Below are 16,698 nucleotides of genomic sequence, written 5' to 3' on the forward strand. Positions count from 1 at the left end.
CCTCTGTATACAACTGTATACACATGGGGACCGACTACAAGAGCGTCCGACTCACCGAAGAGGCGTACGAGACGCTCGAAAAGCGGAAGCGGGAGGACGAGACGTTCTCGGAGACGGTTGAACGACTGGCGAGAGAGCGGCCAATCAGTGATCTCGCCGGCCTCTTCGCGGACGAGGATATCGAGGCGATTCGGACCGCACGAACGAAGAATTACGAGACCTATACCGAGCGTCGCGAACAGGAGTGGGAGGAGTGATACTCGATACCTCCTTCGTGGAGGACGTGACTCGACAAGATTCGGACGCCATCGCCAAGGCAGACGCCCTGAGTCGAGAGGGCGTCCCTGAACGGCTCTCGGTGATGACGCTGTACGAGCTCTACTGGGGAGTCGGATACGTCGACAGTCCCCAACAGGAGAGAGATACCATCGACGCCGTCTTCGCGTCGAAGGAGATCTACGACATCACCCCGGAGATTGCTCGCAAAGCGGGGCGGATCGCCGGGCAACTTGCCAGCGACGGCCAGCCACTCAACGATCCCGGTGATGAACTCATCGGGGCAACTGGCGTCGTGCACGACGAACCAGTCCTCACGAAAAATGTCGACCACTTCGAGCGAATCCCTGGTCTCGAGGTCGAAACGTACTGACGGACGTGGTTCCGGTCGTTGTTACAAGAAGGAAATACCAAAACGCGACGAACGAGATGCTACCAACCGAACTCAGTACTTCAGAGGTTCTCTAAGTCCCACCCCACGAACTCGACCTCGGTCTCGACGTCGAGGGCGTCGAGCACCCGCGCGAGGCCGAGATACGTCCCGACGAGCATCCCGATACCAAGCACAACGTCGTCCTCGTAGTGGTCGGTGATCCGGTCGTGAGACTCATCATCAACCGAACCCTCGACGAAGTCCCGCACGTACTCGACGATGGCCGCGAGTTCGGGGTCCAACCGGTCCCACTCCTCACCGGAAACCGCTCGAATCTCCTCCGGTGACAGCCCCTCGTCGAGCGCGACGCGGACGTGCTGGTGCCACTCGTAGCGCGAGTCGGTGTGGTACGCGACCGACAGAATCGCGACCTCCCGCTCGTGTGGGGTCAAGCCGCTCTCGTCCCACACGGCCGTCCCGTACGTCTGGAACGCCTCCAAGAGATCGGCGTTGTTCGCCATCGCTCGGTACACATTCAGCGTCCCGCCCCGCAGGGAGTGGGCACTATCATCGTCCGGTTCGGTCTCGTCCGAGAGCGTGTCGAGCAACGACTGCTTGTCCGGGGGCAATTCCTCCTGGTCCACGTACGGAATCCGTGCCATACAGCGACAACCCCTCGCTGGTGAATAAGTGTGCGGGCGCAGAGATCCAATTCAGTCGAGGAAGCGGACTCCGAGAGCGCCCTCGTTGATCTTGGGAGTCACTGACATAGCTCGAATTCCATACGCCTTCCGGAACCACATAATCGAGCATTCTAATGACGAAGGTCGATCCGAAAACCGACGCCGAAAACGACAGACGAAGACGAGCTACTCGCAGAGAACAACACCACTAAAAGCGATTAGGCCCAGTTTTCCCACGCTATGATCAACCGACTGGAAGAAGAAGTCGATATGCTGGAACGGCATCTGCAGGTGCTGCAGATGGTCATCGAGAACGAACCGATCGGCATCGTGAAGACGTCGAACGAGACCGGGTACCCCCACCACAAGGTCCGGTACTCGCTGCGCGTCCTCGAAGAGGAGAGCCTCATCGATCCGACGAGCCAGGGAGCGATCACCACCGAGCAGACCGAGGAGTTCGTCGGCGAACTCGACGACAAGATCGACGAGATCGGCCGGACTCTCGACGAGATGAAGGTCAGCGGAGCACAAACGGCCGAGAGCTGACGACCGACCGGTCTGTCAGGACTCCCCGAGCAGCAGTCGGAACTCCGTATTCTTTCTCGAATTTCACCAGTGACCGACGATAGCAAACTGTAAGAGGCCAACAGCGACGCTACTCCACCGTCACGCTCTTGGCCAGGTTCCGCGGCTTGTCGATACTCCGCCCCAACTCGTCCGCCACGTAGTAGGCCACCAGCTGCAACTGCACGTTCGCCAGCACCGGTGCCACGCGCGGATGCGTCTCGGGCACCTCCAGCACCGCGTCGGCGTACCGCTTCACGTCCGACACGCCGTCGGTCACCGCCACCACCGGCGCGTCCCGCGCCTCGACCTCCTTGACGTTCCCGACGGTCTTCGTCGCCTTCTCGCCGCCGCCAGTCACGATAGCGAACACCGGTGTCTCCTCGGTCACCAAGGCCAGCGGGCCGTGCTTCAACTCGCCCGCGGGGAACCCCTCGGCGTGCTTGTACGTGATCTCCTTCAGCTTCAGCGCGCCCTCCAGCGCGACCGGATGGTGGTAGCCGCGGCCGAGGAAGAAGTAGCCCTCGCTGTCCACGAACTCGTGGGCGACCTGCTTGGCCCGCGAGGCGTCCAGCAGCTCCTGGACCTGCCCCGGCAGGTCGCGCAGCGCCTCGACCACCTCTCGCCCGTCACTGCGCTCCGCGATCGCCGCCGACAGCAGATTACACGCCACGACCTGCGAGGAGAACGTCTTGGTCGCGGCCACGCCGATTTCGGGGCCGGCACGGATGAAGAGCGTCCGGTCGCACTCCCTGGCCGCGGTCGACCCCACGACGTTGGTCATCGCCAGCGTCTCGACGCCGCGGCGATGCGCCTCTCGTAGCGCCGCCAACGTGTCGGCGGTCTCGCCACTTTGCGTGATACCCACGACGAGCGTGTCATCGGTAACAGGCGCAGGCGACGTGGCGTACTCGCTGGCGAGGAACGCCTGGGCGGGGACGCCGGCCTCCCGCAACGCCTGCGCGCCGAACAGCGCGGCGTGATAGCTCGTCCCGCAGGCGACGAACTGGACCGACGCGGGGTTCAGCCCCGCCAGCGACTCGACGTCGACGGACCCCGTCAGCTCGTCCACACGGCCGCGCAGGCACTTCCGGAGCGCCCGGGGCTGCTCGTGGATCTCCTTGAGCATGTAGTGGTCGTAGCCGCTCTTGGCGGTCTCCTCGGCGTCCCACTCGACGCGGGAGACCGACTTCTCCAGCAGGCGACCCTCGGCGTCGGTGACGGTCCACGACCCCGACTCCAGCCGGGCGAACTCGCCGTCCTCCAGGTACACCACGCGGTCGGTGTAGTCGAGGAACGCGGGCACGTCGCTCGCCAGGTACGCCGCGTCGTCGCCGACGCCGACCACCAGCGGCGAGTCCCGCCGGGTCGCGAGGATGGCCTCCGACCCCCTCGTCACCGCGGCCAGCGCGTAACTCCCCTCCAGTCGGGCCACCGCCGCGCGGAAGGCGTCCTCGAAGTCCTTGCCCTCCGTCAGCGCCTCCTCGATGAGGTGCGGGACGACCTCGGTGTCGGTGTCGCTCTCGAACTCGTGGCCCCGGTCGGCCAGCTCCGCCCGGAGGTCGGCGTAGTTCTCGACGATGCCGTTGTGGACGACGGCGACGTCGCCCGCACAGTCGGTGTGCGGGTGGGCGTTGGCGTCGCTCGGCGGGCCGTGGGTGCTCCAGCGCGTGTGGCCGATGCCGACCGGCCCGTCGAGGTCGCTGGTGACCGCCTGCTGGAGCCGCTGGATCTCGCCCTCGCGCTTGCAGACCGAGAGGTCGCCGTTCGCCAAGGCGACCCCCGCCGAGTCGTAGCCGCGGTACTCCAGGCCCTCCAGCCCCGTCAGCAGGACGTCGAGGGTGTCGTCGCCCCGGCCCGCGCAGCCGATGATGCCACACATCAGTCGGTCACCTCCTTTGCGTCGTCAGCCACCCTCTTCGCAGTTTCGGCCAGTTCGGTCACGTCGTCGACCACTCCAGTCGCTCCGGTGGCCGTCCCGGCAGCACTGGCGGCCACCCCGGTTTCGCCGGCAGCCATTCCAATCGCGTCAGCGGTTGTCACGGTCACTCAGCGGAACACCTCGCTGTGCTCGCTTATATTTTCGGAAGCGGTCACGCCCGTCCGGAGGTGGACGCTCGGTCCGACCAGCGTCCCCGGGGCGAAGCTCACGTCGCCGTCGGCCCGGACGCGGTCGGCAAGCACCGCGCCGAGGCGCTGGTCCTCGTAGACGGTGTCGCCGACCCGGACGTCGCCCGGCCCGCCCGAGACCGTGACGTCCGCGCCGAGGTTGACGCCCTGGCCGGTCACGCAGTCGACCAGGGTCGAGTTGGGGCCGACCCGGGCGTCGGTGTCGAGCACCGACCGCGAGACCACGGCGTTCGCGCCGACGGTCGCGTTCCGGCCGAGCGCGGCGTACGGGCCCACGACCGCGCCGGGCCGGACCTCGGTGTCAGGACCGACTACGACCGGGCCCTGGAGGCTGGCGTCCTCGTGGATGGTCGCGCTGTCGGCGACCCAGACCGACTCCTCGCGCTGGGGTTCGGTCACCCGGCCGTGGAGCAGCAGGTCCCGGGAGACGTCGAGCAGGTCCCAGGGGTAGGTGGCGTCCTCCCAGAGCTCCTCGGTGACGACGCCCCGGACCACCATCTCGCGGTCGAGTAGGCCGACCAGCGTGTCGGTCAGCGCGAGCTCGCCCTGGACCCGGGGCGTCTCCTCGATGGCGTCGAAGATGGAGGGGTCGAAGGCGTACACGCCGGCGTTGAGCAGCCGGTAGTCGTCGGTCTCGGGCTTCTCGACCAGTTCCACCACCCGGTCGCCGTCCATCACGACCGCGCCGTAGTGGGAGACGTCGGCCTGCTCGGTGACCGCGAGGGTCGCACTGCCGTCGTTCTCCTCGAAGGCGTCGAGCACGTCGGCGACCATCCGGCGCTCGATGACCTGGTCGCCGTTGACCACCAGGAAGCCGTCCTCCTCGGCGACCGCCTCGCGGGCCTGCAGGAGGGCGTGGCCGCTGCCGAGCTGCTTGTCCTGAGAGACGTAGTTGACGGGGACGTTCCGGTACGTCGGGCCGAAGTGGTCCTGGACACGGTCGCGCTTGTAGCCGACGACGACGTGGAGCCGCTCGATGCCCGCCCCGATGAGCGCGTCGAAGACGTGCTCCAAGATCGGCCGATCGGCGGCGGGAAGCATCGGCTTCGGGCGATTGCGGGTCAGCGGTCGCAGGCGGGTCCCCTCGCCCGCAGCCAGCACGACGGCGGCGCGAACTGTCATGGATGAGGTATCGGTCAGCGGGCGTATCAATTTTCGGCTTCCTTCGACGGCGAACGTCGGCGAACGGACGACTCGCCTTCGAACTCCGTCGCGACGGTTTCATTCGGCGGTCTCGTGCAAAGACTCGACGCGCTCGCTGACCCAGTCGAGAACCGTGAACAGCACGTCGAGATGGTGGGCGCCGAGCTGCGAGTCCTCCGCAGTTCCGGCGTCGGGTGGCGGGTGGAAATGCGTCCGGGGCGCGTCCGTCTTCGGGTGGCGGTCCCACCGGCACTGATAGTGCTCGTCGCCCCGGTCCTCGATGTAGTGGAAGTAATAGTCGTCGGTCGTAAACCAGTGGACGTCGAGCCGAGCGGTCTCGACGTCCGGAGGATACGAATCTACATCGAACTTCACTTCGAGCGCTCTGGGTGAAGCAGTAGACGGCGTGAACTCCCACGACTCGGCGAGCGGATGGCTGGCGGCTCGTCGTCCGAGCGTCCGGAGCGTCGGAAGGTCGAGCCGGCCGGTCGAAACCGAGTCTTCGTCACGTGGTGATCCCGTCATCGCAACGGCCAGCGTCGATTAGACCGACACCTCGTCGTCGGTGCCATCGCTACCGCGTCGTTCCGCACGGTGTGCCGCTCGCTGGACGAGTTCGAGGTCCTCGCGGACGGTCCGCCACCGGGTCAGCGCCTCCCACCGGTCGTGGATCTCGTCGTGGTCGGTCGTCTCGAACGTCGCCGGCGACACTGCGTCCGGTCCGGCCGCGTCGAACTGCTCCTTAAGGGCCTCGTCTTCGGCGACCAGATCGTCGATTCTGGCGCGAAGCTCGGCGGCGGAGTTGTTCGCGGCGAGCTCCTCGACGCGCTTCCAGCGGAAGTACGAGTCGTTGCGCCGGTAGGTCGCGGGACGACCGTCGCGCTTCTCGGCGATGCCCATCTCGACGAGCTGGGCGAGCGCGGCGCGGGCGCCGTCGGCGGAACAGTCGGCCGCGTCGGCGATGCCGCCGGCCGTCGCGTACTCCGTCGTGCCCGTAATCACGTCGTACACGCGCTGGAACGTCGTCCTGTTCTCGCGCCACCGTCGCCGGTTCTCACCGGCGTGCGAGTTCGACGACGTCGGACCGGTCGGTCTCTCGGTCATACGTCCGATTTCGGACCGAAAGAGGATATATCTTTTCCAGGGGCCAAATATATCGGCTTATTCCGACCACTTAAATCGCCAGCGCCGCGCCGCCCACAATCGCCAGCGCGCCCAGACCGATGCAGACGCCCCAGAACGGGACGCGCTCGACCACCCGCATCAGCGCGTCGATGGTCAGGTAGCCCACGACCGCCGCGGTCCCGAGCGCGAGCACGGCTTCGGTCGGTGCGACCTCCGGAACGCCCGTGTCGAGGAGGACGAGGACGCCGGCGCCGAGCGCGGCCGGAATCGACAGCAGGAAGGAGAGCCGGAACGACGACGGGCCGTCGTGACCCCGGAACAGCAGCGCCGAGGCGGTGGTGCCCGACCGCGAGACGCCCGGCAGGATGGCCAGGCCCTGGAGCGCGCCGACCAGCACGGCGTCGACGAGGTCCGGCGACTCCCGGCCGCCGAACTCGAAGCCGTCGGCGACGCGCTGGAGGACGCCGGTCGCCACGAGCAGGAGTCCGACCAGCGCGACGAACGCGCCGCCGGTGAGCGCCGAGATGACCGTCTCCAGCGTGGCGTAAGCCGCGATGCCCACGACCCCGGAGACCAGCGTCGCGACCCCGAGGAACGAGAGCGTGGGAATCTGGTCGTGCGTCCCGGTCGGACCGGCGGTACTCGCACGTCTCACACCGCCTCCCGCCGCACTCGGCTCCGCGGGCTCGAAGGCCCTGCTCGGTCGCCAGTCGGGGAGCGCGCCCAGCACCGTCCGGAGTTCGTCGCGGTAGTAGACCGTGGCCGACAGCGCGGTGCCGGCGTGGAGGAACAGCGAGAACTGGACCGCCGCCTCGGGCGAGGAGCCCAGCGCAGTCAGGAAGACGGTGATGTTGCCCTCGCTGGAGATGGGCAGCCATTCGAAGACGCCCTGCAGCGCCCCGGCGACGACGGCGACGAGCGCGGACCGGTCCATGTCCCTTGGGCGGTCGCCCGGGGTTAAAACTGCTCGGAAGTCGGGCGCCATGGCCGGGCGAGCGCTTGATCGACTAACTATCATAAGGGAGCTCGGTCGACCGGACCTCCGGGTGGACTGAAAGGGGCCGCCCGGTCGCGCCCGAAGGGCTTGGTCGTCTCTGCGGGCGACTATCCGAGGCGAGCGAAGCGAGCCGAGGATATCCCGCAGAGCGACCGCGACCGGGCGGGGGCTTTCAAGAATAACACCGAATCTACGGATTCCATAATCGCGTCTGGAGGACTGCCAGCAAGTGGAAGCTACAAAAGGGAATCAACGACGTCAGAACTGACGAGAATTTATTCTACTTCGCTTAGTCGTCGTCGACGACGACCTCGACCGGCCCTTCCTGTTCGGCCATCCGCTCTTGCTCGCCCTTGCGCTCGTGCCAGAGGAGCGCGCCGGCGACCGCCAGCACGATCCACGACCGCCAGTTCGAGAGGTTGAGCGTGTAGCCGATGCCGAAGGGCTTCTCGACCAGCATCCCCTCGTCGGGTTTCCAGTACGCCGAGAGCATCCGCCCGATGCTCGGGCGCTCGAAGTTGTACGGCATGCCGAACAGTTCGCCGGTGCTGGGTTTGTCTGCCATGTGAGGCGAATACGTCGGAGAGGGATAAAGTGCTTTGGCTACCGGGTGAAGTGAACTACTACAGGAGTGGAATGGAGCGATATCTCCGAGCACTTTCCGTTGAGACGAGCGAGTCACTAGCTACTGCCGTCACAAATGAATTACCGCAACAGCTACCGCGGACCTCACCCCTCCCCAGCCTCCTGCGCGTCTCAGTCGCTCCACTCCCTGCGATGCTCGTCCCTCGCGCAATGATGGCGTGCCACGAGGGCACGCCAGCGCGCGCCGGGTCGTACAGTCAGTGAGTTTCCACCGACCGAAGTTTACTGATACCGCCCGCGCCCCTCGACCTCCTGCAGCCTGTCGAGAACCGCTTCGTTGCCCACCTCCTCGTAGGCATCTTCGAACTCCCGGCGGAGCGCGTCGGCGTCGTCCGACGTTCCGGCGAGGCTCTGGCCGAAGACGTGGAGGTCCATCGCGTAGTCCTCGTCGTCGTCGGTGTAGTAGCCCAGACCGAAGTCGATGAGGTACGTCCGGTCGGAACCGACACGGACGTTCCGGGTCGTGGGGTCGCCGTGGACGAACCCCGCGCCGTGGATGGCCGCGAGGTGGCGCGCCACGTCGCGCACGCGGTCGGCGGCGAGCCGACTCCGGAGGTCGGCTTCTCCCACGCGCTCGAAGACCAAAGTGCCCTCCTGCGGGTCCACGTCGTAGACCACCGGCGTGGGCACGCCGTGTCGGCGGGCCTCGCTGGTCAAGCGCGCTTCGAGGACCGTCCGGTCGCGCCGGAGGCGGGCGTCGAGGTCCGGGTGGCGGTAGCCCTTCGGCAGGCGGCGCTTGGTGACGCGTTCGTCGCCGATCTCGACCGTGGCCTCTGCACCCTGAATCTCCGTTCCGTCGTCGCGCCACGCGTCGACCGACTCGTCGTTGGAGCGCCAGCCGACCGCGACCTGGTCGGGCCGGAAGTTCGGATCGACCGGCGAGTCCTCGACGTCGATGGTGTCGCCCGCGCGGGCCATCTCCGCGCCGAGCACCGCGATCATCCCGGCGTTGTCCCGGAGGAATCGCGGGTCGGGCGCGTAGAACTCGGCGCCGCGCTGGTCGCACATCTCGGCGAGCATCTCCCTGAGGCGGGCGTTCTGGCCGACGCCGCCGCCCAGCACCAACTCGTCGCTGCCGGTCAGCGACAGGGCGCGCTCGGCGACCTCCGTGAGCATCGCGAAGACGTTCTCCTGGAGCGAGTAACAGACGTCCTCGACGGGCGCGCCGTCGGACGAGTCCGACGAGCCTCCGCTCGCTTCGCTCGCAGAGATCCCGTCGTCGTACGCGTCCTTCGCGGCGCTCATGATGCCCGAGAACGAGAAGTCCATCCCCTTGACGACGTACGGGAGGTCGACGTACTCGCCGTCCGCCGCGGCCGCCTCGACCTTCGGGCCGCCGGGGTGGGACCACCCGACGTGGCGGGTGAACTTGTCGATGGCGTTGCCGACGCCGGTGTCCATCGTCTCGCCGAGCACCCGGTACCGGCCGTTGCGGTAGCCCAGCACGTGGGCGTTCGCGCCCGAGGCGTTCAGGCAGACCGGCGAGTCGAACCTCGACTGCTGGCGGCCGATCTCGAGGTGGGCCACCATGTGGTTGACGCCGACCAGCGGCACGTCGAGGGTCTGGGCGAGCGCGCGGGCCGCGGTCCCGACCGTCCGCAGGCAGGGGCCGAGCCCCGGCCCGCGCGAGAACGCGACCGCGTCGATGGGCCCCTCGGCGGCGTCGAGCGCCGTCTCGACGACCGCGGGAATCGCATCGCTCATATGCTCGGCGGCCTCGCGCGGGTGGATGCCGCCGCTCTCGGGCTGGTAGGCGTCGGTCTCGATAAAAACGCCGTCGGACTGCGTCCGACGAGCTTCCGAGTGCGACTCGGAAACCGAGTCGGGGTCGTCTTCAGTGTCGTAGACGGCTGCGCTGGCCGCCCACGCGGTGCCCTCGATACCGAGGACTCGCATTCGCTACTTCCACTCGGTGTAGCCACAGCGACCGCAGTGGAAGCGGTCGCCGTGGTCGGCGAGGAACGAGTCGCCACACCGGGTGCAGGTCTCCTTGTCGGTCGTGCCGTCGTCGTCGTAGTACTCGTTGCGCGCCATTATTCGGCCTCCTCGGCTTCGGCCTCGGTCTCCGCGTCGGTCTCGGCGGCGATCTTGTTGCGCTCGAGCATGTAGTCCTGCTCGACGTCGCGGGCGTGCTCGGGGCTATCGTAGACCTTCGCGTAGCCGACGGTCTTGCGCATCCCGAACTTGGTGTTCATCTCGTGGACCACGACCTCGCTGGAGTCCTTGTCGAGCTTGGCCGCGAGGCTGTCGCGGACCGAGAGCCGCGAGGGCGTCGCGTCGTCGTGGACTATCTGGAACCGCACTTCGGACCGGTGGAGCATGGGATTCTGCTCCTCTGAGAGGATTTCAACTTCCATGTGTATCGCTCAGTTACTGTCTAATTGGCCGTGAGCGTTGTAAAAGGATTTCGAAGTGAACAACCGACGAATCCGGGTCGGACCGGTCGGTCCTCGCGGTCTCACTGGATTGCCAGCAGTTCGAACAGTGCCTCGGAATCGCCGTCCATCCGGCCCAGCAGGTCGCACACTCGGGTCTTCGACTCGTCGGTCACGGTCGCCAGCACCATGCCCTCGTTCGGCTGGCCGTAGACCACAGCGGCGCCGAGCGGCGCGGCGACGATGGCGGGCAGGGTCACGAGGTCCTCCTCGCCGTCGACGACGAGGACCGTCGGCTCGGGGTCGGCGATGGCCTCGCGGAGCGCCGCGGCGAGCCCCCGCGTTATCGCCGCCGCCGGGTTCTCGACGTGGACCTCGCGGACCTCGCCACCGAGGCGGGCCACGCCCTCGGCGACGTCGTCGTCGACTGCCTCGCGCTCGGTTAGGCCGTCGACCACGGCAACGTCGGGGACGACGCCGGCGCGTTCGAGGTGGTAGGTCACCACGTCGCCCACGGCGACGAGGGGGCCGTCGCCGGCCTCCGCCAGCAGGCGCTCGGCGTCCGTGAAGATCGGCCCCATCGGCTCCTTGAGCTCCCCGCGCATCGCGTCGGGCAGCGTGACCAGAACGTCGCTCACGGTCGGGCTCCGGCGTTAGCGCACCTTCAGCGCGTACTTGCCCGGCTTCGTCACTTCCATCTCCTCGGCGATCTGGCTCTCGTCGGGGTGGGAGATGATGACGTAGCCGGCCCAGTCCTCGGTGAGGCTGGTCGACCCGCAGATGGGACAGGTGTCCTCGTCGGGCTCGACCACGGCGTGGCATTCGCGACAGGCGAGGCGGTCACCGGCCATGATTACTCACTCTCGGTGGTCGCCTGCCGCTTCTCGCGCTCCTCCTTCAGCCAGCCGTGCTTGCCGAGGCCGACCTGCTTGGCGGTGAGCCCGATCTTGCTCTCGCGGGGGTTTCGCTCGTCGATGCTCTTGGTGACGATGCGCGCCCGGACCGAGTCGCCGACGCCCAGGGTGCGGTTCGACTCCCGGGACGCGAGCATCTGGCCCTCCTCGTCGTAGGCGAGGTACTCGTCCGAGATCTGCGAGACGTGGAGCAGGCCGTCGACCGGCCCGATGCCGACGAAGGCGCCGAAGTTGACGACCTCCACGATCTCGCCGTCGACGACCTCCTGCATCTGGGGGTCGTACGTGACCGCGTCGAAGTCGGCCTCGTAGTAGACCCCGGGTCGGTTCGGGAGTACCGCGCCGTCGCCGATGTCGTTGACGTTCACGACGCTGACGACGCTTCCGACCTCTTCGTCCATTCGGCCCTCCAGTTTGTCCTGCAGCAGCTTCTTCACGAGATTCGGCGTCACGTCTGCGAGGTGTTCCGGGGGAACCTCGACCGTATCCTTGAGTCTGACCCGTTTGTACATGCTATGGTTTGCTGATTGCGAGTTTGTTCCGACCCCTTATATGAATTACCGGTGCGCCCGCGTCGAGCAGACGCCGCTTGAGGGGCCGGTCGTTCGTGACGACGTAGTCGAACTCGGGGGCGAGTTCGACCAGCGCGTCGTCGGCGTACGATGCGTCGTGGTCGACCGTCCGACACCGCTCGGCCGCCAGGTCCGCGCCGACGCTGGCCGCGACGGCCTCCGCACTGCTTCCGTCGGCGAGTCGCGAGAGTTCGTCGCGGACCGACCGCGGGACCGCGCAGTCGAACTCCCCCAGCAGGCGTTCCAGCTCCTCGAAGAGCCGCACGTCGGCTTCGACGGGCATCATGAGCGCGCTGGTGTCCATGGCGACCGTGGCGACCATCTATCCGCTGAGGGTGCCGACCCCGATGAGCCGCCAGCGGGCGCCGATGCGGCGGTTGATGGCTATCTGGGCGCCCTCGGGCGCGCAGACCGGTCGCTTCAGCGCGACCTCGCACTCGCCCTCGCGGGCGCTGGTCACAGAGCCGACCGTGGTCGCGGTGCCGATGGTGAGCATTAGCGGTTCGCCGGTCGAGATGTCGTCGATGTCCTGGTCGTCGAGGCCGACGAGCCGTTCGAGCAGGTCGACCTCCATCGTGAACTGCTCCCACGTCGGCGGGAGCGTGCCGGGCGTGCCGGCGACCTGGCCCGCCAGGGCGTCGCCCTTGGTCAGGCTCGGGTCGAGGCCGGTGCCGACCCCGAGCAGGCCGCCCGGCGTCACCTCGTCGACCGTCTCGCCGCCCGCCTGGAGCGAGCGCACGTCGGTCTCGATGGACTCCCAGCGGGTCTCGCCGCCCTCCTCGACCTCGCGGCCGGGGCGGAGCTCGATGTCGTCGCCTTCGGTGAGTTCGCCCTCGACCAGGCTGCCGCCGAGCACGCCGCCGACGAGGCCGTCCCACGTCGTGCCGGGCCGGTTGATGTCGAAGCTCCGGGCCACGTGCATCCGCGGGTCGGCGTCGGGGTCGCGCTCGGGCGTCGGAATCTCGTCCTCGATGGCCTGGATGAGCAGGTCGATGTTGACCTCCTGCTGGGCCGAGATGGGGACGACCGGCGCGTCCTCGGCGACGGTTCCCTCCACGAACTCCTGGATCTCGCGGTAGTTCTGCTCGGCCTGGTCGCGGTCGACCAGGTCGATCTTGTTCTGGGCGACGACGATGTTGTCGATGCCGATGATGTCGAGCGCCATCAGGTGCTCCTCGGTCTGGGCCTGCGGAACGGGCTCGCTGGCCGAGACGACCAGCACCGCGCCGTCCATGATGGCCGCGCCCGAGAGCATCGTCGCCATCAGCGTCTCGTGGCCGGGCGCGTCGACGAACGACACCGTGCGGAGCGGGTCGCTCTCGCTGCCGTCGGGGCAGGTCTCGTCGACGGTGTAGCGCTCGGGCTCGTCGAGCCCGGGGCACTCCCGGAACGTGGCGTCTGCGTACCCGAGCCGGATGGAGATGCCACGCTTCATCTCCTCGGAGTGCTGGTCGGTCCATTCGCCGGAAAGCGCCTGCACGAGCGTCGTCTTTCCGTGGTCTACGTGGCCGACCAGTCCGATGTTCACCTCCGGTTGGGCGGAATTTCCTGTCAAAGTTGACCTCCTGAAGTAATTCTACTGGAAGATTCGCCCCGAACGACTGATAAACCTACTGTTCTCGTCCGGGTTTCGGGACCGACCCGCGCCGCGCGGACGGGGTGCTCGCTCGGCGACGAAGCCGTCTCCGGCGCCGGGCGGACCATGGCCGGTCCGGCGTCTTCGCTATCCAGGAATCCAGCATCCGGAGCGCCAAACCAATTGTGGCCGCGTCGGTCTCGGGACGACCGTGACGCGGCCCGTCCGCCGCGGCGGACACCGACTCGCGACGGTCCCGCGGAGCCGCGCCCCGTAATATCAACCGCGAAACAAAAACGTGGTTAAGGCAACACTTTAGCCGGACGGGACCGCAGAGTCCCGTATGAGCGGAACGACAGGGCCGAACGCCGAGGAGTCCGGAATCCAGGACTGCGAGGACTGCGTGGCCCCGGCCGAGGCGTTCTCGGTCATCGCCAACGAGACCCGGCTGTCGATACTCGAAGCGCTCTGGAAGGCCGGCGACAGGCCGGTGAGCTTCTCGGAGCTCCGGCGCGAGGTCGGGATGCGCGACAGCGCGCAGTTCAACTACCACCTCAAGCAGCTCACCGACCATTTCGTTGTCCAGACCGACGACGGCTACGACTTCCGGCAGGCCGGCAAGAAGGTCGTGCGGGCCGTCCTGGCCGGGTCGTTCAACGAGCACCCCGAGATAGGTCCGTTCGAGGTCGAGGGCACCTGCGCCGACTGCGGCGCGAGCCTCCAGGCGTACTACCACGACGAGATGCTGGCCATCGACTGCACCGACTGCGGGAAGAACCACGGGGAGTACCCGTTCCCGCCGGGCGGGCTCAACGACCGGAGCCGCGAGGAGATCATGGACGCGTTCAACCAGCGCGTGCGCCACCTCCACTGCCTCGCCGCCGACGGCGTCTGCCCCGAGTGCAACGGCCGGATGACCACGACCATCACCCGCGACACCGAGGACTACCTCGGACTGGAGGTGCGGGTCGACCACGAGTGCGAGCAGTGCCGCCACCAGCTCTACTCGGCGGTGGGGTTGTCGCTGCTCGACCAGTCGGACGTGGTGACGTTCCACCGCGAGCACGGCATCGACCTCTGCACGACGCCCTACTGGAAACTGGCGTGGTGCGTCAGCGACGAACACACGACCGTGCTCTCGGACGACCCCTGGAAGATCCAGGTGGAGATTCCGCTGGACGACGAGGTGCTCGCGGTCACCCTCGACGGCGACCTGACCCCGCTGGAGATCGAGCACAGTTGCGGATCGGCGTCCTCGGAGGGTGCGCAGGCTGTGTCGGACTGAGTCCGTGCACACTGCAGCCTGATTTTCCGGTCACGACTGGCTCTCTCGACCGTTCCGTCTCTGCTATCGCTCGATGGAACGGACCATCCGTCTGGGTGGACTGAGAGGGGGCGGCCGGTCGCGTTTACGTGGTCGTCTCAGCGACCCCCTATCCGAGGCGAGCGCAGCGAGCCGAGGATATGTCGGTGAGCGACCGTCTCGTGAGCGCAGCGAACGAGACCTCGGAAGACGCAGCCCGCGCAGCGAAGCGAGCAGGACCGTCTTCCGGCGGCGACCGGCCGGGGGCTTTCGAGACCGCAATCGCTCCAGAGGTGCAGTAGCTCTCGTTGCGATGCGACAATAGCGAAGACAGAACCGTTACGATATCTCCGTCAATCGTTCACGACCGCCTCGTCCAGCACGAACTCGAAGAACCCGAACGCGACGAACAGGCCGGCGAGCACGAGGCTCTGGACCCGACCGTACTGGAACGGGTAGACGGACAGCGCCAGCCAGAGGACGGCGCCGACCACGAGAACACCGATTGCGAGGAGACGCTGTGTCCTCGAGTCCATACTGGAACGTATCACCGCGTCACAGAAGAATCTTCACCACCAGTGCACTCTCCGTATCCTACCGCTCGGCCAGCCAGTCCGCGAACTTCGCCAGTGCGCGTCCCCGATGCGAGATCGCGTTCTTGCGCTCAGTAGACATCTCGGCCATGGTCTCGCCCTCGTGCTCGAAGATGGGGTCGTAGCCGAAGCCGCCGTCGCCCCGGGGCGCGACGATGCGGCCCGGCACCGCGCCGTCGAACGTCTCGGCGGTCTCGCCGTCGTAGTAGGCGACGACGCAGCGGAAGCGCGCCCGGCGGTTCTCCTCCATCTCCACCAGGTTCCAGACGCGCTCGACGCCGACGGTGTCCTCGACGTACGAGGAGTACGGGCCGGGGAACCCGCCGAGCGCGTCCACGAACAGACCGGCGTCGTCCACGACGACGAGGTCCTCGCCGCCGGTCTCGGCGAACGCCTCCTCCGCGCCGGCGACCGCGATCTCGGCGAGGTCGTCGCTCTGTATCTCGGTGTAGTCGTAGTCGACCTGCTCGACGTCGTCGGTGAGGTACTCGCGCGCTTCCTCGACCTTGCCCTCGTTGCTCGTCACGAATCTGATGGTCATGGACGAATTGCTCCGGTTGGTTCCCGATGGGGCCGGGCGGCGGTTATAGCCGTTGGTTCGTCCGACCGCGACGAGTCGATTCCCCCGGCAATTATGACGCTCGTCTGAGACGTATCGGCATGGGAACCATCACGACCGGCCGGCCGCTCGACGAGGACGGCGCACCGACCGACGGGCCCGCGCTCGAACTCGACCCGGACGGTGCCGCCGCCGACCTGTTCACGGACTCGACCCACCCGCTCACGTCCAGCCCCGGCACCGGCATGTGGGCCGCCGTCCTGGAGTATCCCGACGAGGTGGACGCCCGCCCCGCGCTCCTGGTGTGGCTGTCGCCCGACGCGACCGAACTCCCGGCGCACGTCCACACGAACGACGAGGAGACCTTCCGCGCGGTCGAGGGCGAACTGACGCTCGTCGAGGAGGGCGAGCCCCGCCGGCTCGACCCCGGCGAGGAGCACACGGTCAGCCCCGGACGGAGCCACTACTTCCGCAACGACACCGACGACTTCGTGGCGTTCTACGCGGAACCCCCGTGGCGGAAGACCGTGGACACCCAGCTCACCTTCTCCGGGCTGGACCACGAGGGCGCGTTCGGCTCGGCCGGCGAGTACGGCGAACCCGGTCCCCTCTACGGCCTCGTGATGAGCGAGTACATCAGCGATGGGACCCGGGTCACCACCCTGCCGGTCGTCGTCCAGCGACTCCTCTGGGCCACGCTCGGTCGCGTCGCGAAGGCGCTCGGCTACCGTCCCGTCGAGGAGCGGTTCCTCCGGGACGAGTTCTGGACCGAGACCGTCGAACAGCCGGAGATCTGAGTCGCCGGAAACCGGCCCGCACTCGACCGGAGACCCGAAACCGCAACCCCTTACCCGCCGGGACGACTGCCAT

The 16,698-nt window shown here is 67.4% G+C and carries 23 protein-coding genes; 5 read left to right on the forward strand and 18 right to left on the reverse strand.

Going from position 1 to position 16,698, the window contains the following annotated elements:
- Positions 1 to 23: 23 nt before the first annotated feature.
- Together DVR07_RS13340 and DVR07_RS13345 are read left to right on the forward strand one after the other, a co-directional pair.
- A complete protein-coding gene (locus DVR07_RS13340; RefSeq protein WP_115797769.1) occupies positions 24 to 257 on the forward strand; it encodes an antitoxin VapB family protein in 234 nt (77 codons plus the stop codon).
- Positions 254 to 649 (forward strand): type II toxin-antitoxin system VapC family toxin, encoded by a 396-nt coding sequence (locus DVR07_RS13345; RefSeq protein WP_162829564.1) that lies wholly within the window; start codon positions 254 to 256, stop codon positions 647 to 649. Before DVR07_RS13340 ends, DVR07_RS13345 begins: the two co-directional genes overlap by 4 nt.
- Before the next feature lie 80 nt (positions 650 to 729).
- On the opposite strand, the gene DVR07_RS13350 is transcribed toward DVR07_RS13345, so the two are convergent.
- Positions 730 to 1,311: a carboxymuconolactone decarboxylase family protein gene (locus DVR07_RS13350; protein WP_115797771.1), complete on the reverse strand. Its 582-nt coding sequence runs from the start codon at positions 1,309 to 1,311 to the stop codon at positions 730 to 732.
- Between the two features lie 261 nt (positions 1,312 to 1,572).
- Here DVR07_RS13350 and DVR07_RS13355 point away from each other — a divergent pair, with 261 nt between their 5' ends.
- Complete coding sequence (locus tag DVR07_RS13355; protein ID WP_115797772.1) at positions 1,573 to 1,878, forward strand: hypothetical protein; 306 nt, start codon at positions 1,573 to 1,575, stop codon at positions 1,876 to 1,878.
- A gap of 109 nt (positions 1,879 to 1,987) precedes the next feature.
- On the opposite strand, the gene glmS is transcribed toward DVR07_RS13355, so the two are convergent.
- From glmS to DVR07_RS13425, 15 genes are all read right to left on the reverse strand, one after another.
- Positions 1,988 to 3,778, reverse strand: coding sequence for a glutamine--fructose-6-phosphate transaminase (isomerizing) (glmS, locus tag DVR07_RS13360; protein ID WP_115797773.1), 1,791 nt, complete (start codon positions 3,776 to 3,778; stop codon positions 1,988 to 1,990).
- Entirely contained in the window at positions 3,778 to 3,945 is a 168-nt protein-coding gene (locus DVR07_RS21680) for a hypothetical protein (RefSeq protein ID WP_162829565.1), read from the reverse strand. The genes glmS and DVR07_RS21680 overlap by 1 nt, the downstream gene beginning before the upstream one ends.
- The gene (locus tag DVR07_RS13365) at positions 3,946 to 5,148 is read right to left on the reverse strand and encodes a sugar phosphate nucleotidyltransferase (protein WP_115797774.1); all 1,203 of its coding nucleotides are present in this window, start codon (positions 5,146 to 5,148) and stop codon (positions 3,946 to 3,948) included.
- Between the two features lie 99 nt (positions 5,149 to 5,247).
- Entirely contained in the window at positions 5,248 to 5,694 is a 447-nt protein-coding gene (locus DVR07_RS13370) for a hypothetical protein (protein ID WP_115797775.1), read from the reverse strand.
- An 18-nt stretch (positions 5,695 to 5,712) separates the two neighbouring features.
- Positions 5,713 to 6,273 carry a DUF7342 family protein gene (locus tag DVR07_RS13375; RefSeq protein WP_115797776.1) on the reverse strand — a complete coding sequence of 187 codons (561 nt, stop codon included), beginning with the start codon at positions 6,271 to 6,273 and terminating at the stop codon, positions 5,713 to 5,715.
- Positions 6,274 to 6,343: 70 nt separating this feature from the next.
- Positions 6,344 to 7,228 carry an undecaprenyl-diphosphate phosphatase gene (locus DVR07_RS13380; RefSeq protein WP_115797777.1) on the reverse strand — a complete coding sequence of 295 codons (885 nt, stop codon included), beginning with the start codon at positions 7,226 to 7,228 and terminating at the stop codon, positions 6,344 to 6,346.
- A 352-nt stretch (positions 7,229 to 7,580) separates the two neighbouring features.
- Positions 7,581 to 7,856, reverse strand: coding sequence for a DUF5808 domain-containing protein (locus DVR07_RS13385; protein WP_162829566.1), 276 nt, complete (start codon positions 7,854 to 7,856; stop codon positions 7,581 to 7,583).
- A gap of 302 nt (positions 7,857 to 8,158) precedes the next feature.
- Positions 8,159 to 9,832 carry a bifunctional N(6)-L-threonylcarbamoyladenine synthase/serine/threonine protein kinase gene (locus DVR07_RS13390; protein ID WP_115797778.1) on the reverse strand — a complete coding sequence of 558 codons (1,674 nt, stop codon included), beginning with the start codon at positions 9,830 to 9,832 and terminating at the stop codon, positions 8,159 to 8,161.
- 3 nt (positions 9,833 to 9,835) lie between these two features.
- Entirely contained in the window at positions 9,836 to 9,970 is a 135-nt protein-coding gene (locus DVR07_RS13395; RefSeq protein WP_115797779.1) for a 30S ribosomal protein S27ae, read from the reverse strand.
- The gene (locus DVR07_RS13400) at positions 9,970 to 10,293 is read right to left on the reverse strand and encodes a 30S ribosomal protein S24e (protein ID WP_115797780.1); all 324 of its coding nucleotides are present in this window, start codon (positions 10,291 to 10,293) and stop codon (positions 9,970 to 9,972) included. Before DVR07_RS13400 ends, DVR07_RS13395 begins: the two co-directional genes overlap by 1 nt.
- A gap of 101 nt (positions 10,294 to 10,394) precedes the next feature.
- The gene (locus tag DVR07_RS13405) at positions 10,395 to 10,916 is read right to left on the reverse strand and encodes a GTP-dependent dephospho-CoA kinase family protein (RefSeq protein WP_115798341.1); all 522 of its coding nucleotides are present in this window, start codon (positions 10,914 to 10,916) and stop codon (positions 10,395 to 10,397) included.
- Between the two features lie 48 nt (positions 10,917 to 10,964).
- Entirely contained in the window at positions 10,965 to 11,162 is a 198-nt protein-coding gene (spt4, locus tag DVR07_RS13410; protein ID WP_115797781.1) for a transcription elongation factor subunit Spt4, read from the reverse strand.
- 2 nt (positions 11,163 to 11,164) lie between these two features.
- Positions 11,165 to 11,737, reverse strand: coding sequence for a DNA-directed RNA polymerase (locus DVR07_RS13415; RefSeq protein ID WP_115797782.1), 573 nt, complete (start codon positions 11,735 to 11,737; stop codon positions 11,165 to 11,167).
- Between the two features lies 1 nt (position 11,738).
- Positions 11,739 to 12,119: a PIN domain-containing protein gene (locus tag DVR07_RS13420; protein ID WP_115797783.1), complete on the reverse strand. Its 381-nt coding sequence runs from the start codon at positions 12,117 to 12,119 to the stop codon at positions 11,739 to 11,741.
- The gene (locus DVR07_RS13425; RefSeq protein ID WP_115797784.1) at positions 12,120 to 13,352 is read right to left on the reverse strand and encodes a translation initiation factor IF-2 subunit gamma; all 1,233 of its coding nucleotides are present in this window, start codon (positions 13,350 to 13,352) and stop codon (positions 12,120 to 12,122) included.
- A gap of 364 nt (positions 13,353 to 13,716) precedes the next feature.
- On the opposite strand from DVR07_RS13425, the gene DVR07_RS13430 reads away from it, so the two are divergent.
- Positions 13,717 to 14,658 carry an ArsR/SmtB family transcription factor gene (locus DVR07_RS13430; RefSeq protein WP_115797785.1) on the forward strand — a complete coding sequence of 314 codons (942 nt, stop codon included), beginning with the start codon at positions 13,717 to 13,719 and terminating at the stop codon, positions 14,656 to 14,658.
- Between the two features lie 371 nt (positions 14,659 to 15,029).
- Here the strand turns inward: DVR07_RS13430 and DVR07_RS13435 are convergent, their stop codons facing one another.
- Positions 15,030 to 15,212, reverse strand: a complete 183-nt coding sequence (locus DVR07_RS13435; RefSeq protein WP_115797786.1) for a hypothetical protein — start codon at positions 15,210 to 15,212, stop codon at positions 15,030 to 15,032.
- A 58-nt stretch (positions 15,213 to 15,270) separates the two neighbouring features.
- Positions 15,271 to 15,810, reverse strand: a complete 540-nt coding sequence (rdgB, locus tag DVR07_RS13440) for an RdgB/HAM1 family non-canonical purine NTP pyrophosphatase (RefSeq protein WP_115797787.1) — start codon at positions 15,808 to 15,810, stop codon at positions 15,271 to 15,273.
- Positions 15,811 to 15,929: 119 nt separating this feature from the next.
- Between rdgB and DVR07_RS13445 the strand changes: the two genes are divergently transcribed.
- Positions 15,930 to 16,625 (forward strand): cupin domain-containing protein, encoded by a 696-nt coding sequence (locus DVR07_RS13445; protein ID WP_115797788.1) that lies wholly within the window; start codon positions 15,930 to 15,932, stop codon positions 16,623 to 16,625.
- Positions 16,626 to 16,698: the final 73 nt, after the last annotated feature.

Source organism: Halorussus rarus (assembly GCF_003369835.1).
Lineage (GTDB): Archaea > Halobacteriota > Halobacteria > Halobacteriales > Haladaptataceae > Halorussus > Halorussus rarus.